We start from the raw sequence: 15,530 nt of genomic DNA on the forward strand, positions 1-15,530 counted from the left end.
TTATTCTGTCACATAAAATATACTTTCCACATCTCCTTCTGCTTCCATCCTCTTCTCTTTTACATAGACACTGATTTTGCTACATCTTATCTCGTTTTTCTCACTATCTAATATTGAAACATTATCTATTAGTGTATATATTTCCTTATTAGTATCCACTACAGCACTATCAGACTTTCCTTTTAGATCCTCTCTATCTATGCTTACCCCTCCAAACAAGTTCCCCGTATTTGTCCGAAGAGAATATTTAAGACTTTGAGAGGTAATTTTTGTAACTTCCAATTTACCCCCTTCAACCTTTCTTTGAATTACAATAGAAACATTCTTCTTTAATTCAACATTCTCATTTTTTAGGTCCGCCTTTAAATCTTCTCCTGAGATACTTAAATCCCTTTGAGAAATAGAAACTTTTCCAGGCGCCTCAACCAAGCTTGCATCTTGATTGTAATACACAGTTGTAGCAGTAATCCTTGTTTCGTCTTCTTTACCTGGCTTATAGATTACCACTACGTTTCCTTCCGCCTTTGACATTTTCTTTCCCCAATCATACGAGACCTTTTGAGCCTTAATCTGAACAGGATTTTTTGTAGGAGTTGTCTGGGCTGAGACTGTACTTATATGAGCCAGAAATAAAATTAAAAGAGAAAAAATCAATACTTTTCTCATTTTTCTTACCTCCTAAATACCAGTTTCAATAACAACATTACCCTCAAAAACTGCAATACCCTCCTTAGAGGAAAAACGGAAAAAATCTGCCTCCGCCTTGAACTCACCTATTTTTTCAAATTTAACTCTTCCTTTTGAACATATAAATTCTTTTGTACTCATATACCATACTGCATAGGGAGCAGTACCTTTATATCCATCCTCGGTCTGAAAATCTACTCCCTTTGGAAATACTAAAACTCCTTTATCCATATTTATTTCTGCAGAATCACCTTTAACATCTATGGATAGCTTCTCTCCTCTATATACCTTTCCTTCTATATTCCCTTTGAAATAAAAATTTTTATAAGAGAGATCAATTTTTAAATCATCTGCCTTTATCTCCCAAGAAATATTTCCCTCCTCTCTTCCCCTTAATATTACATTTTTACCAAAGACTCCAGCCTCCTCATGAGAAACATTTGGAATGTCCAAATCAATGGGCTTTGATAATAAGGCACTTAATCCCCATCCTGTTAATATTAAGACTAATAAAACCCCTAAAGAAATTACTTTATTCATGATTTCATCCTAAAAATAAGATAGATAATAAATGCCATAAATAAAGGTATATCTCCCCATACTCTATATAAGGAAAATCCATTTTTGTTAATTAAAACATCCTGATAATATATGCTTTTTTCACCTTCCCTACTCTCCCATAATATTTTACCATAGGGATCTACAAAAAAGGTTACACCTGTATTTGCAGTTTGAACTAATGGAGCTCTATTTTCCACAGCCCTTATTAGGGATAAATTTCTGTGTTGCCATACAGCTGGAGTTCCCTGAAACCAACCATCATTAGTTATAACCACAAGAATATCCGCACCGTTTCTTATTTGTTCCCTGGCAGTATAAGAGAATAAAGATTCAAAACAAATCAATGTACCAATATTTGCAAGAGGAGTTTTAAAAGGATAAAAACCTTCCCCTCTACTATATCCTCCCACCAAACTTTTAATATAGTTGGGAAAAAGAAAGGAAAAAGGCAATTCCTCTACAAAGGGTACCAACTGCACTTTACTATATGTCTCATATTCATCACTAAAGGGGGAGAAAAGATAAGCGGAATTATAAATTTTGCCCTTTTCATATTTCAAAGCCCCTACAATTAAATAAGCCCCCTTCTCCTTTGCTAAATCTTTTAACTCCTTTAGATAACTGGGATAATTATTTAGAGTGCAAAACAAAACACTTTCTGCCCAAACAATTAAATAAAGATCATCCGGTAATAATAATGTTAAATCCTTATGTACTCTCAATTGATCTTCAATATCTCTTAGATAATACTTTGAAAAACTATCATAATTCCCTTGTACTACGCCAACCTTTAGCTTTATTTGGGAATCATAAGACACTGCCCCCAAAATCTCTCCTACTAAAAATAATAAAAAGACAAAAAGGATACTAAATATTTTTTTTCTAATAGGCATTTTAAAAAAATAATATAAAATTGTATTTATAAGCACTACAATAAAGCTTAATCCCAAACCACCAAATATACTTGCCCACTGCAAAAGAGGATATACATTTACTAAGGGTTCTCCTAAGGTGCCCCAATTAAAGGCAAGAGGACCAATACTTTTTATAAATTCTAAAAAACACCAAAAAAACGCAGGAAATAAAAAGGAATTTCTCTTCTTAATACCCCATAAAAATAATCCATTGTATAAAGAAAGGTAAGAAATAAGAAGAAGATTAACAAAAATTCCAAAATAAAAATTCACAAAATTCCTTAAAAGATTAGGAATCCAATAAAAATTAATCCCATAAAAACCAAATCCATAGAGAAAGCCATACCAGAAAGCCTCTTTTTCAGAAACCCTTGAAATAAGATGAAACAAAGGAATGAGAGTAAAAAAAATGAGAAAGGAAAAATTAAAAGGTGGATAGGAAAAAACATATAATAATATGGATAAAAAAAGTAAAATTAAGTCAAACATGTTCCTCAATAAAATTTTGCATTAAAATTTTTAATTTTTAAAGAATCATTGGCAGTAACCGATGATCCCCTTATTAATTTCAATAAAATTCCATCAGAATTTGTCATTAATAAATCATCATTTTTATTAAGATAATATCCCGTATTAGGATCATAATAAACATTAAAAAAGATAACATTGATATATAATTGGTCTGGCTCTATATTATTTTCATAAAGGTTAATTAAAGGTATTTGCAAACGAATAGATCCATTGTCATAAGTTCCATACGTAACCTCTGTTAAATTATCAAGGTTAATATCTCCTTTCTCCTGGTCAATCTTTAGATTTTGATCCCCATTAACCCCCTTATAAAATTTATCTCCATTAAACAGGATAAAGTTTTTCCATGTAGACAAATTTTCCCAAATAGGTTCTTTATTCATATTAAAAACTACTGCTATATAATTTTTTTGCTCTCCCCCTAAAGTTTCACTAAAAGAAAATGATACTTCTACAATTTTTTTCAAAGGACTTGTTACTGTTCTAGCACAACCAGATAAGGAAAAAACAAGCAATATTAAGATCAATAATAATCTTTTCATTCCTTAATAACCCTTAAAAATTCATCATAAATATGGGGAGAAATTGCCAATACTTCTCCCTCAAAAAGATCAAATTCTTCTCCATCTGGTTTTCTTACAATAGCTCCTCCCTCTTTAGCGATCAAAACTCCAGCTGCAAGATCCCATGGGTATAACCCATATTCCCAATATCCATCAAAGATTCCCATAGCCACATAACAAAGCTCTAAAGCGGCACTCCCAAAGGCTCTAAATTCTGTAAAATCTAAAATTTTATTTGCAGTCTTAATTGCCTTTTTCAATTTCTCCTTATCGTAAGGCCAGCCTGTAACAAGAAGGGCATCCTTCAAAGATTTTGGACTTGAGGTATGAATCCTTTTCCCATTTAGATAGGCTCCTTCTCCCTCTTTAGCAAAAAATAATTCTCCTAAGATAGGTGCATAAACAACCCCAACTTTTGGATTTCCATCCTCCCAATATCCTATAGAAACACAAAACATGGAAATACCATGCACAAAATTAAGGGTTCCATCTAAAGGATCAACAAAAAAGGCTCTTTCATATTTTTTAATCTCCATGCCTTCTTCCCCTAAGATAGGTATGTGGGGAAATTTAGAGGATAAACTTGAAATGATAAGTTCCTGAGATTCCCTATCCGCATTCGTTACCAAATCATAAGATATAGTCTTCTGATCTACCTCAAAATCTCTATTATAAAAATATTTCTTTAAGAGCTCACCAGACTTCATTGCTGTTTCCATCATAACCCCAAATATGTCATCCATAAAAATCCTCCCTCGTAAGAAATTAAGATCTATTATAATATTTTAAGGTAAAAAGTAGAACCTTCATTCTCCTTAGATTCTACATCAATTTTTATATTCAATACATCACAGATCTTTTTAGCAAGAGAAAGACCAAGTCCATACCCCTCGCTACTTCTTGACTTATCAACCTTATAAAATCTTTCAAAAATTTTTTCTTTTTCGCTCTCTGGAATACCTCTTCCGTAATCCTTAACAAAAAACATACCTTTAGAGAAGCCCAATTCAATTACTTTTCTATCTAAACTATTCTTAACCGCATTATCCACCAATATATTGAATAAAATCTCTAATAAAATCTTAGATGAATAAATCTTTGTGTTAGAATCTATCTTTAGCGCAAAATGAAATTCTGGATACATCCTTTCATAATAAACTATACGCTCATGCAAAAACTCTTCTATATCAATTTCATCCTTACTTATTTTCTCCTGAATTTTTGCCATTTCCAAGAGTACCTCAATTAAATTCTTCATATTTTCCGCTGTATCCTCTATAACATCCAAAGATTCATTGAGCACTTTTTCATCTTCTTTTCCCCATCTTTTCAGCATCTTTACATAGCCAAGAATATTCGTTAGAGGTGTTTTTAACTCATGAGATACATCAGAGATAAATTGCTCCTGCATTGCATAAGCTTTTTCCACCTTCTCCAACATATTATTCAGAGTATTAATTAAGTCCCATAATTCATCTCTCTGCCTTGGTAATTTCACTCTCATCTTCAGTTTCTTAGCATCAATTTCCTTTACTGTCTTTATAACCTCTCTAATAGGCTTTAAAAATCTATTGGATAGTAGATAACCTAAAAATGAAGATATTAAAATACCTATAAAACCAGTATATAAAATACTTCTCCTTAGTCTATTAATAGCAGTAATTAAAGAAGTAATATCTTTTCCAACAACATAATCATCCCTTCTTATAAAAAAGTAATAATTTTGATCTTTTTCCACTATTCCTTCTTTATTAACTACTCCAATATTAAAGGGATCTTGAATAATTCCTAAAATCTCTGAATAGATATAATAGGTTGAGTATCTAAGACCTAATTGGAACCCCATTCCTCTCCCCATCATCATGCCTCTGGAAATCAAAACTCTTTCTAATTCTCTTTTAGTCTCAGACAATACCAAACTTCTCGTATAAACAAAATATCCATAGGAGAAGAGAATAATAAAAAGAGAAAAAATTATACTGAAGAGAATTGTTAATTTCCATGCTAACTTCATTTATTCCCCTCTAAAAGTATAGCCTACTCCTCGAACAGTTTTTATAAACTTTCCTTTCTTTCCTAACTTCTTTCTTAGATAATTAATATACACTTCTACTAAATTCATTCTCTCATCACTACTATCTCCCCATATAACTTCAAGGATTCTATCCTTAGTTACCACTATACCAGCATTTCTCATTAAAAAATATAAAAGATTAAATTCTGTCTTTGATAAATCTATCTCTTTCCCATCCACCTCAAACCTATATTGAGCTGGGAACAACTTTATTCCATAGAGCTCCAGTACTTCCGCCTCATCTCTTTCCTTTCTTCTTGCCACTGCCTTAATTCTTGCAATTAACTCTTCAATACTAAAAGGCTTCACAACATAGTCATCTGCCCCTAAGCTAAGTGCAGTTACCTTATCCTTCACATCTCCTAAAGCAGTGAGCATGATAATCCCTATATTGGGATATTTTTCTCTTAATCTTTTCGCTACTTCTTTACCATTTAAACCTGGTAGAAGAATATCTAAAATAACCACATCAGGCTTATACTCTTCTGCAGATATAAGAGCAGAATATCCATCTGAAACTACCTGCGTGTCAAATTTTTCATGCTTTAACTCCAATTCTAACAATTTTGCAATCTTAGGGTCATCCTCTACTATTAATATTTTCATCTTAATTCCTCCCAGATTTACTCCTTGTATTATAACCCAATTTTCTAAGGATTTTTTAAGGATTAATTTATTTTCTATTAAGGTTACTCTTTTAAACTTATTATCGTCTCGGGGATAAACCCGGGATTAAAAAATAAAAAATAGGAGGTATCAAAAGATGAGGTTCAAAGGTTTAGTAATTTTAAGTTTAGTAGTATTTAGTATCTTAAGTTTAGCTTATGCTTATGGTCCAAGGTTTGCTCCAGGAACTTGCCCTAACTGCTCTACTACTTTAGAGCAAGTAAAAGTAACAGGTACTGTAGAAAAGATTTACTACGATCCAGGTTTAACAATTGATGTAAAAACTACAAAAGGTGAAACAATCACGGTAAGAATTGGAGCATACTGGCTACAAAACAAACTAAATTTAAAGGTAGGAAGCAAAGTAGAAATTGATGGATTCAAGAGTGCTGTAACTAATGTCATAAGAGCTCTAAAAGTTTCAGTTGATGGAAAACAATTATTAGATTTAACCTCTCAATCAAATCAAGGTTTCGGAAGAAGACAAGGCTTTGGTAGAAGATGGTAAGTTTAGTAAGGAGGCAGGTAAAAACCTGCCTCCTTAATTTTTAAAATGTATTCCATCTCAATACTTCAGACAAGGATTTTTTAGGGGGAGTTTTTGGTTCCTCAGCAGGATAACCAACCGATATCATAGTCATAAGCTCCATATCTTCAGGACAATTTAAAGTTCTTTTTACCTCTTCTGAATGGGCTTTTTTTGTAAGAATTTACCCAACAGGTTCCCAACCCATAAGCCTGAGCAGATATAATAATATTCTCTGTTGCAGTACAAGCATCCTCTAATGCAGTTTCTGCAGACTTTTCACAAAATACAGCAATACAAGCTGGAGCATCTTTAATAAATCTTCCATAAGGAGTTACATCCGCTATTTTTTTCTCTAATATTTTTATCTGTAACTACTACAAAGACCCAAGGCTGTTTATTATATCCACTGGGAGCTAATCTCGCACAATCAACTATATCCTCTAAAATTTCCTTTGGAATTTCCTTATCCAAATATTTTCTAACGCTTCTTCTTGACTTTATAACCCTAATCGTTTCTAACATAAGAAACCTCCTTTTCTTCCTCTGGAAATTGAGCAAGACACAAATTATAATAGAAACCTTTCTTTTTCATTAATTCTGCGTGATTTCCGACTTCTACAATTTCTCCCTCTTTTAAAACAATTATCTTATCAGCCCTTTTTACTGTTGAAAGCCTATGAGCAATTATTAAAATTGTTCTTGTACCTGCAAGATTATTTATAGCATTTTGTATTTCTCTTTCGGTTTGAGTATCAACTGAGGAAGTTGCTTCATCAAGAATTAATATAGGAGAATTCTTAAGTACAGCTCTTGCTATAGCCAATCTTTGTTTTTGTCCTCCTGACAGTTTAACTCCTCTCTCTCCAACCACTGTATCATAACCATTTGGTAATTCCATAATAAAATCATGAGCACAGGCAATTTTAGCAGATTTTATTACCTCATCCAACGTTGCATCTTCTTTTCCATAAGCAATATTCTCAAACACAGTCCCATTAAAGAGGAATACATCCTGCATAACCATACTTATTTGATCCCTCAGAGACTTCAAGGTTACTTTTCTTATATCAATATCATCAATTTTAATAGAGCCTTCTTGAGGATCAAAAAATCTTGCTATTAGATACATAATTGTAGTCTTTCCCACACCTGTTGGTCCCACAAAGGCTACCATTTCTCCTGGCTCTATAACAAAGGAAATATTTTTCAAGACAGGAATTCCTGGAACATAAGAAAACCAAACATTTTCAAAACTAATCTTCCCCTTCACGTTTTTCAATTCTATAGCATTTGGATCTTCTTTAATTTCAGACTCTGTATCTAAAACCTCAAAAACTCTCTCTGCACCTGCTAAAGCCTGCTGTATATTTTCTAAAACCTGGCTTAGAGCAGTTATTGGCTGATAAAACATATTTAAATAAAGTAAGAAACCTACAATATCTTGAACCTGCAATTTACCATTTAGAGCCATAATTCCCCCAACAGATACTACGATGAGAGTACCTAATGAGCTTAAAAATCCTACTGTTGGATGAAAAATAGCACTCAACTTTAAAGCATCTAATAAAGACTGAATATGCTTATAAACTTTATCTTTAATCTTTAATAGCTCTTGTTCCTGCTTATTAAAAATCTGTATCTCTCTTATTCCTGAAAGATTATCTTGTAAATCTGCATTCAAATCCGCAAGAGCCTTTTGAGCCCTCCTAAAAATCGGCATTATCTTCTTCGCAAAAATAGTACTACTAAAAACTAAAAATGGAATTGGTATTAATGATAAACCTGCAAGGATAGGATTAATTAAGAATAAAATAAAAGCAACCCCCAATAATATGAGAATATTAGTAGCTAAATCTGGCACAGCATGAGCTATTAAAACCTCTAAATTAGCTGTATCGTTGACAACCCTTGACATAAGTTGTCCTGTTTGCTTATCAACAAAATACCTGAAAGACAAATTCTGAAGCTTATCATAAACCATAGTTCTAACCTCTGCTACAATATGCCAAGCAGCATAATGAGATAAATAATTTCTTAAAAACTGGAATAACACCCCTGCTATGTAAGAAGCTATAAGAAGGAGTGAAATTTTAATTAAATCCTCTTTTGCATTTGGATATTTACTTATATTCGATACTATACCTATTAGAGAGCGGATAAGCCAAGGACCAATAAGATTAAGGGCAGTCAAAACCAACATACTAACAGCAGAAAGGATCAAATATTTCCAATAAGGTTTTGCTATTTTTAATAGTCTCCATATGTACGACGTCTTAAACACCTCCTTATTCCCTTTTATTTCTTCGGGATATTAACATTATATCTTGAAGTTAAAAAAGATTGAATTTGTTATATAATTTAATAAACTATTTTCCAAGAAAGGAGATGGATTTATGAAAGCAGTTTATTTTGAGGAAAGTATACCGAGATATTTAATTAGCAAGGTTTTGGGTAAACTAAATTCATCTTTTTATTACAATGTATTTTCCTGTATAAGATATGGAGATATTCCAGAGCCCAAACTCCCAAATGAAAACTGGGTAAAAATAAAAACTTTAATGGGAGGTATCTGTGGTAGTGATATAAATCTAATACGTCTACATGACAGTCCATCGACATCCCCATTTGCATCCTTCCCCTTCGTTATAGGACATGAAAACTTAGGAATTGTTGTAGAAAAAGGAGAAAATGTAAAAAATATCAATATTGGAGATAGAGTAATAGCAGATCCTGTTCTTTCTTGTTCTGCCCGTGATATAGAGCCAGTATGTGAATTCTGTCAAAAAGGCGATTTTAGTCAATGTCAAAATTTTACAAAAGGTAGTATATCCCCAGGATTTATGATAGGATCATGCAAAGATACAGGAGGAAGCTGGGGAGAATATTACGTAGCCCATAAATCCCAGATTTTTAAAGTACCAGAAAAAGTTAAGAATGAAAATGCTATCTTAGTGGATGCTTTCTGTTCTGCTCTTCATCCTGTGATTAGAAATTTTCCAAAGGATTCCGATACTGTTTTAGTTATAGGAGCAGGAAGTATTGGAATAAATGTAGTGTCTTCCCTAAGAGCCTTAGGAAGTAAAGCAAGAATCATAGTTTTAGCAAGATATAAGTATCAAGGAGAGTTTGCAAAACAATACGGAGCTTCTGAAATAATATATACGAAAGGACTAAATAAAAAAGAACTTTATAAAAGAGTAGCTGACGAGGTTGGCGGTGAAATTCTACAGCCTATCTTAGGTAAACCTATTTTAGTAGGTGGAGCGGATGTGGTATTTGAATGTGTAGGTACCGATGACAGTATAGATGATGCCCTAAGATTTACTAAAATGGGTGGAAAATTAGTTATGGTTGGGTTAGTAGGAGAGACAAAAAAAGTGGACTGGACACCTCTATGGTTCAAAGAATTAAAGGTTTTCGGCACTAATTCCTCAGCTGAAGAAGATTATAATGGAGAAAGAAAAAGATGTTATCAAATTGCGTTAGAGCTTATGGAAAAAGGTTTAGATCTTTCTCCTCTCTTAACCCACACATTTCCTTTAAAGGATTATAAAAAGGCAATAGAAATGAATTTTAGAAGAAGCAAATATGGAATGATAAAATCCGCCTTTGTATTCTAAAAAAGGGGCTCCAAAAGGAGCCCCTAATTTTTACTCGTATAAACAAGCCTTTATCTTAGGATCATCTATATTTGTCTTATCGTACCAATAGAAACCACTATCAATAAACTTAGGAAGTTTTTCTCCCTTTATAGCTTTTACAGCAGCCTCAACTGCCATATACCCCATTCCTACAGGATTTTGAGTAATTGCTCCTGCCATCAAACCGGACCTGATTGCATCTATTTGTTGTTTTCCAGAGTCATATCCTATTACAACAATCTTTCCTACTTTCTTCATTTCTTTTACAGCATTGATAACTCCAATGGCAGAGCCCTCATTTGCTCCAAATATTCCTTTCAAGTTAGGATGTGCTTGAATAATAGCCTTTGTTAAATCTGTAGATTTCAGATGATCACCGCCACCGTATTGAATATCTACAATCTTTATCATTGGATATCTCTGCTTAATACGATTTACAAATCCATCTCTTCTATCTATTCCTGTTCTACTTACTTGATCATGAACAACCAACGCCACCTCTCCTACTTTCTTGATAAACTCTGCCATCTTATCTGCTGCATAACCTGCAGCTTTTATGTTATCAGTTGCCACAGTAGTAACTGGGATGTCACTATCTACACCGGAGTCAAAACCTATAACAGGTATTCCCATAGAGCGTGCTTTTTCAAGGTATGGAATTACTGCCTTACTATCTAATGCTGCAATACAAAGTGCTGCTGGCTTCTTAGCTAAAGCTGCTTGTAACATTTCAATCTGTTTATCAACCATAGCCTCCGATTCTGGTCCTTCAAAAGTTATATCTACATTGAGATCTTTTGCCGCTTTCTCAGCACCACTTTTTACTGCTTGCCAGAATTGATGCTGGAAACCTTTAGAGATCATAGCTATATAGGGTCTCTCTGCTGCTAATAGTGATAGGGAGAAAAGGAGCAACAAACCTAAAATTAGGGAGAGCATTTTAAAACCTTTCATAGCGAACCCTCCTTAAAATTTAAATTTTTATAATATTTGCCTTTACAGGCAAACATTACCCCCTTTTACCTTTCTGTCCTTCTAATAATATCCAAGTAGACCGCACCAATGACAATTATTCCGCTCACTACTATTTGCCATTCCTGAGGGACAGAAAGTATTCTAAGACCATTCGTTAATGTACTCATTATGAGAGCTCCAATAACGGTGCCAATAATAGAGCCTTCTCCTCCTCTTAATGATGTACCTCCTATGACCACAGCTGCAATTGCATCAAGTTCATATCCTTGTCCTAAAGCTGGCTGTGCTGAGTTTAAACGGGATGCCATCAAAACTCCTCCCATTCCTACAAACATACCACACAAAATATAGATAATTGTCTTCCATTTATCCACATTTAATCCTGAAAGTCTCGCCGCCTCTTCATTACTTCCTATTGCAAAGTCATATCTTCCTAAAGCGGTCTTTGTGAGTAAAATATAGGCAATAATAATTGATAAAATAAAAATTAAAATTGCATTAGGAATATCTGCAGATGGAATTATTTTATTAATTAATGAACCCATAGCTATTTCATTAAAAGATGGTGCATCACTGTAATATATTGGTCTACATCCAGAAATAACAAGAGCTAATCCCTTTGCTATCATCATCATACCCAAAGTAGCAATGAACGGAGGTAACTTCATCTTAGAAATAACAATACCATTGATAAAACCACAAAGCATCCCAGTAGCAATTCCACCAATTACTCCTATTATCACAGGAAGACGCCAAAAAGTAATAAATACTCCACTCATAACTGCAGATAAAGTCATTACAGTTCCTATTGAAAGATCTATTCCTCCTGTAATGATCACAAAAGTAACTCCTAAAGCCAGCATTCCATTTACACAAGTAGCAAGAATAATTGCGATGACGTTTTCAAAGGTGAGAAAGTTTGGTGATGCCAAAGAGAAAAATAAGAAAAGCAGAAATAAACTTGCAAACATTAAAAGCTGTCTTAAACTTCCAAACTTTGAAATCTTTTCATTATTTAACATTAAAATAATACCCCCTTAACTCTCATAAGCTGTTGCATATCTCATAATAATCTCTTCGGTTAAATTTTTATTTTCCAACTCACCTGTGATTCTACCTTCTCTCATCACTATTACCCTATGGCTCATCCTCAATATCTCAGGAAGCTCTGAAGAGATCATAATAATAGATTTACCTTCCTTAACTAATTCATTTAACAATTTATAAATCTCATTCTTAGCTCCTACATCAATTCCTCTCGTTGGTTCATCAAATATGAGAATATCGCAGTTTTTTAATAACCATTTCGCTAAAATTACTTTTTGTTGATTTCCACCCGATAAATTCTTTACCTTTTGCCTTAGAGATGGAGTTCTAATTCTCAACTTCTCTACATATTCCTTACAAACCATTTCAGCTTTTTTCTTATTCAAAAAGAGTAAAAAATTTAAGAATTCTTTGAGAGATGGTAAGGTAATGTTTGCCTCAACATCTAAGTCTAACATTAGTCCAAACCTTTTTCTATCCTCAGAAAGATAAGCAATTCCATTTTTAATTGCATCCGTAGGGCTTTTAATATGTACCTTTCTACCTTTTACATAAATCTCGCCCGAATCAAAAGGATCCGCTCCAAAAATAGCTCTTGCAACCTCTGTACGACCAGCCCCTACCAATCCAGAAAATCCTAATATTTCCCCTTTTCTCAATTTGAAACTCACGTTTTTAATTTCTCTTCCCCTACTAAGATTCTTAACCTCTAAAACAACCTCAGCATCCTCTTCAACTTCCTTTTCTTTTAAAGTTTCATAAATCTCTCTTCCTACCATCATACTTATAATCTCATCTATTGTAGTTTCGCTCATTTTGACTGTTCCTATATACTGACCATCTCTCATAACTGTAACTCTATCTGCAATTTCTTTTAGCTCTTCTAATCTATGAGAAATATATATAATCCCTATCCCTTGGCTCTTCAGCTTTCTTATTATGTTAAAAAGCTCCTCAGTCTCAGAAATACTAAGAGCAGCTGTTGGTTCATCAAAAATAATCACTTCCGCGTTGTATGATAAAGCCTTTGCGATCTCTACCATTTGTTGTTTTCCTACTGTTAAATCTGCAACTTTAGCTTTTGGATCTATATTCATATGAAGAGTATCCAATAGTTCTTTTGTTCTCCTATTAATTTCTTCCTCATCTATGAAAAATGGAATTTTCTTATTTCTTGGCTCTCTCCCAATAAATATATTTTGAGCTACTGTAAGATGAGGCATTAAATTCAAGTCCTGATAAACAATACTTATTCCCATTTCCTGAGCTACTCTTGGATTAGGAATTTCAACTTCTTTTCCTTTATAAATAATTCTTCCACCATCTTTCCTGTATACTCCTGTTAGGATTTTCATAAGTGTAGACTTTCCAGCCCCATTCTCGCCAACTAAAGCGTGTACTTCACCACTCCTAAGTTCAAATCTTGCATTCCGAAGGGCGTGAACTCCAGGGAAACTCTTCTCTATACCTTCCATCAAAACCAAAATATTGTCAGATATAATTCCACCTCCCTAATTACAATGTGTGATTAAACCTTCTTGTAAAGAGGTCCTAAAGTTTTGCATGCTCTAAAATCTGCTCCTTCTAAATCTTCGGTTCCAAACATACTCCACATGCTTGGTCTAAATATTCTTTCCTCCTCAACATTATGCATACAAACAGGAATTCTTAATATAGAAGCTAAAGTTAGGAATAAATCTCCTACATGTCCATAGGTAATATTGCAATGATTAGCTCCCCAGTTCTCCATAACACTATAAACACTTCTAAAAGCTCCTTTTCCTGTTAATTTTGGCACAAACCAAGTTGTTGGCCATGTAGGGTCAGTTCTTCTATCAAGAACTTCATGAACCTGAGGAGGAAGTTCTACAGTATAGCCTTCTGCAATCTGTAAGACCGGTCCTAAACCCTTTACTATGTTCAATCTGGAAATAGTAACAGGCATATTTCCCTTAGTAACAAATTTTGTAGAAAATCCACCACCTCTAAAATATCCTAAATTAGCATAACAAAATCTCGTTGCTTCCAAACATTTCATTACCTCTTCTTCAGTTATTTCCCAGAATGGTTTTATTCCCGGTTTTCCATTTATCTCTTCTTCTCCTGTACCATCAAGAGCAGCAGGACCAGAATTTATCAAATGTATAACACCAAATTGGGCAAGACCCTCTGGTTTCCATCCTGTAACCCTATAAATTGCTTCAGGACTCCAATAGGTCCTCACATCTGCGAAAATTTGAGCAGTATTTGTAAGTAAATGACCAAACAACATGCAAACTCCATTTAAGCTATCATTTTCTGTGGCAAGAATATATGGTTGTCTTAATCCATTCCAATCAAAGGAAGAATTAAGAATTGCTTCCATAAAATCTCCATTTGGGAAATGATCTGTCCATTGACGTTGTCCCTGAAATCCTGCAACTATTGCATTATGTCCCAAACTTTCTTCCGGAAATCCTTTTGCTTCTAATTTTCTATTTCCTACCATAAGATCTCTTGTAATTATTGCCATTTTAACTACAAATTCCCAAACTTCTCTTTTCTTCTCTGGACTTACTCTTTTTTCAGGTGGATTTGGATCCTCTCCTTCTTTACAATATTTTTGAACCCACTCCATTGCTTTCTTAAACTCTTCCTCATCATAAATACCTTCTTCAATTCTCCTTATTATTTCAGTCATATCTACATATTCAACTCTCATTCCCAAATAATCCTCAAAAAAGTCAGGATCAACAATAGAACCTGCAATTCCCATAGAAACACTTCCAATAGACAGATAGGATTTATTTTTCATAATGGAAACTGCAAGCCCACTCTTCACAAATTTTAATATCTTCTCCTGTACATCACTTGGAATTGAAAAATCATCCTTATCCTGCACATCTTTTCCATAGATTTTGAAAACTGGAAGCCCCTTTTGATTATGAGCAGCAGAAACAGCTGCAAGATAAACAGCACCTGGTCTTTCCGTTCCATTAAATCCCCAAACAGCCTTAGGTATATCTATACTCATATCCATAGTCTCTGATCCATAACACCAGCAAGGAGTAACCGTAATAGAAACTCCAACCCCTTCCTTTTTGAAAAGCTCATCTGCCATTCTTGCCTCTACAACTCCACCTATACATCTTGGAGGTATAACACATTTAACTCTTTCTCCATTTGGAAGATAAACATTATTCTCTATAAATTCAGCCACTGCTTTTGCAAGTCTCATTGTTTGCTCTTCGAGGGATTCCCTAACTCCGCCATATCTACCATCAATAGTAGGTCTAATACCTATCTTGGGGTAATCCTCAACAAATCTTTTTTCTCCTTTCAAAACTGGAATCATTAATTAAC

Annotated in this window: 14 protein-coding genes and 1 pseudogene; 2 read left to right on the plus strand and 13 right to left on the minus strand. The window is 33.8% G+C overall.

Annotated features, from left to right (window positions below; genetic code table 11):
* The 7 genes from lptC to CBR30_02895 are packed head-to-tail and all read right to left on the minus strand — an operon-like array spanning window position 1 to window position 5,936.
* Window positions 1-666 (minus strand): LPS export ABC transporter periplasmic protein LptC, encoded by a 666-nt coding sequence (gene lptC, locus CBR30_02865; protein PMQ01949.1) that lies wholly within the window; start codon window positions 664-666, stop codon window positions 1-3.
* A 12-nt stretch (window positions 667-678) separates the two neighbouring features.
* The gene (locus CBR30_02870) at window positions 679-1,227 is read right to left on the minus strand and encodes a hypothetical protein (protein PMQ01950.1); all 549 of its coding nucleotides are present in this window, start codon (window positions 1,225-1,227) and stop codon (window positions 679-681) included.
* Window positions 1,224-2,651, minus strand: coding sequence for an apolipoprotein N-acyltransferase (gene lnt / locus CBR30_02875; protein PMQ01951.1), 1,428 nt, complete (start codon window positions 2,649-2,651; stop codon window positions 1,224-1,226). The genes CBR30_02870 and lnt overlap by 4 nt, the downstream gene beginning before the upstream one ends.
* A 5-nt stretch (window positions 2,652-2,656) precedes the next feature.
* Window positions 2,657-3,235 carry a hypothetical protein gene (locus CBR30_02880; protein PMQ01952.1) on the minus strand — a complete coding sequence of 193 codons (579 nt, stop codon included), beginning with the start codon at window positions 3,233-3,235 and terminating at the stop codon, window positions 2,657-2,659.
* Window positions 3,232-3,999 (minus strand): inositol monophosphatase, encoded by a 768-nt coding sequence (locus CBR30_02885; protein ID PMQ01953.1) that lies wholly within the window; start codon window positions 3,997-3,999, stop codon window positions 3,232-3,234. The genes CBR30_02880 and CBR30_02885 overlap by 4 nt, the downstream gene beginning before the upstream one ends.
* Before the next feature lie 32 nt (window positions 4,000-4,031).
* Window positions 4,032-5,270, minus strand: a complete 1,239-nt coding sequence (locus CBR30_02890) for a two-component sensor histidine kinase (GenBank protein PMQ01954.1) — start codon at window positions 5,268-5,270, stop codon at window positions 4,032-4,034.
* Window positions 5,271-5,936 carry a DNA-binding response regulator gene (locus CBR30_02895; protein PMQ01955.1) on the minus strand — a complete coding sequence of 222 codons (666 nt, stop codon included), beginning with the start codon at window positions 5,934-5,936 and terminating at the stop codon, window positions 5,271-5,273.
* 157 nt (window positions 5,937-6,093) lie between these two features.
* Here CBR30_02895 and CBR30_02900 point away from each other — a divergent pair, with 157 nt between their 5' ends.
* Window positions 6,094-6,504 carry a hypothetical protein gene (locus CBR30_02900; GenBank protein ID PMQ01956.1) on the plus strand — a complete coding sequence of 137 codons (411 nt, stop codon included), beginning with the start codon at window positions 6,094-6,096 and terminating at the stop codon, window positions 6,502-6,504.
* Between the two features lie 40 nt (window positions 6,505-6,544).
* Here the strand turns inward: CBR30_02900 and CBR30_02905 are convergent.
* Both CBR30_02905 and CBR30_02910 read right to left on the minus strand, forming a co-directional pair.
* Window positions 6,545-7,047: pseudogene (locus CBR30_02905) on the minus strand (nitroreductase family protein).
* A complete protein-coding gene (locus CBR30_02910; GenBank protein PMQ01957.1) occupies window positions 7,031-8,806 on the minus strand; it encodes an ABC transporter permease in 1,776 nt (591 codons plus the stop codon). The pseudogene CBR30_02905 and the gene CBR30_02910 overlap by 17 nt, the downstream one beginning before the upstream one ends.
* Before the next feature lie 112 nt (window positions 8,807-8,918).
* Here CBR30_02910 and CBR30_02915 point away from each other — a divergent pair, with 112 nt between their 5' ends.
* Window positions 8,919-10,145 (plus strand): alcohol dehydrogenase, encoded by a 1,227-nt coding sequence (locus tag CBR30_02915; protein ID PMQ01958.1) that lies wholly within the window; start codon window positions 8,919-8,921, stop codon window positions 10,143-10,145.
* A 30-nt stretch (window positions 10,146-10,175) separates the two neighbouring features.
* On the opposite strand, the gene CBR30_02920 is transcribed toward CBR30_02915, so the two are convergent.
* The 4 genes from CBR30_02920 to CBR30_02935 form a co-directional block, all read right to left on the minus strand.
* Window positions 10,176-11,120, minus strand: a complete 945-nt coding sequence (locus tag CBR30_02920; protein ID PMQ01959.1) for a BMP family ABC transporter substrate-binding protein — start codon at window positions 11,118-11,120, stop codon at window positions 10,176-10,178.
* A 65-nt stretch (window positions 11,121-11,185) separates the two neighbouring features.
* Window positions 11,186-12,163, minus strand: coding sequence for a ribose ABC transporter permease (locus tag CBR30_02925; GenBank protein PMQ01960.1), 978 nt, complete (start codon window positions 12,161-12,163; stop codon window positions 11,186-11,188).
* Between the two features lie 15 nt (window positions 12,164-12,178).
* Window positions 12,179-13,663: a D-xylose ABC transporter ATP-binding protein gene (locus tag CBR30_02930; protein ID PMQ01961.1), complete on the minus strand. Its 1,485-nt coding sequence runs from the start codon at window positions 13,661-13,663 to the stop codon at window positions 12,179-12,181.
* A 53-nt stretch (window positions 13,664-13,716) separates the two neighbouring features.
* Window positions 13,717-15,522, minus strand: a complete 1,806-nt coding sequence (locus CBR30_02935; protein ID PMQ01962.1) for an L-fucose isomerase — start codon at window positions 15,520-15,522, stop codon at window positions 13,717-13,719.
* Between the last annotated feature and the right edge of the window lie 8 nt (window positions 15,523-15,530).

Source organism: Dictyoglomus sp. NZ13-RE01 (assembly GCA_002878375.1).
In the GTDB taxonomy this organism is placed as follows: domain Bacteria; phylum Dictyoglomota; class Dictyoglomia; order Dictyoglomales; family Dictyoglomaceae; genus NZ13-RE01.

Excerpts from the sequence above, each read along its gene's own strand:
- CBR30_02915 (PMQ01958.1), top strand. The coding sequence starts at position 8,919 with ATGAAAGCAGTTTATTTTGAGGAAAGTATACCGAGATATTTAATTAGC.
- CBR30_02880 (PMQ01952.1), bottom strand. The coding sequence starts at position 3,235 with ATGAAAAGATTATTATTGATCTTAATATTGCTTGTTTTTTCCTTATCT.
- CBR30_02885 (PMQ01953.1), bottom strand. The coding sequence starts at position 3,999 with ATGGATGACATATTTGGGGTTATGATGGAAACAGCAATGAAGTCTGGT.
- CBR30_02920 (PMQ01959.1), bottom strand. The coding sequence starts at position 11,120 with ATGAAAGGTTTTAAAATGCTCTCCCTAATTTTAGGTTTGTTGCTCCTT.
- CBR30_02935 (PMQ01962.1), bottom strand. The coding sequence starts at position 15,522 with ATGATTCCAGTTTTGAAAGGAGAAAAAAGATTTGTTGAGGATTACCCC.
- CBR30_02890 (PMQ01954.1), bottom strand. The coding sequence starts at position 5,270 with ATGAAGTTAGCATGGAAATTAACAATTCTCTTCAGTATAATTTTTTCT.
- CBR30_02925 (PMQ01960.1), bottom strand. The coding sequence starts at position 12,163 with ATGTTAAATAATGAAAAGATTTCAAAGTTTGGAAGTTTAAGACAGCTT.
- lptC (PMQ01949.1), bottom strand. The coding sequence starts at position 666 with ATGAGAAAAGTATTGATTTTTTCTCTTTTAATTTTATTTCTGGCTCAT.
- CBR30_02870 (PMQ01950.1), bottom strand. The coding sequence starts at position 1,227 with ATGAATAAAGTAATTTCTTTAGGGGTTTTATTAGTCTTAATATTAACA.
- CBR30_02895 (PMQ01955.1), bottom strand. The coding sequence starts at position 5,936 with ATGAAAATATTAATAGTAGAGGATGACCCTAAGATTGCAAAATTGTTA.
- CBR30_02930 (PMQ01961.1), bottom strand. The coding sequence starts at position 13,663 with ATGGAAGGTATAGAGAAGAGTTTCCCTGGAGTTCACGCCCTTCGGAAT.
- CBR30_02900 (PMQ01956.1), top strand. The coding sequence starts at position 6,094 with ATGAGGTTCAAAGGTTTAGTAATTTTAAGTTTAGTAGTATTTAGTATC.
- lnt (PMQ01951.1), bottom strand. The coding sequence starts at position 2,651 with ATGTTTGACTTAATTTTACTTTTTTTATCCATATTATTATATGTTTTT.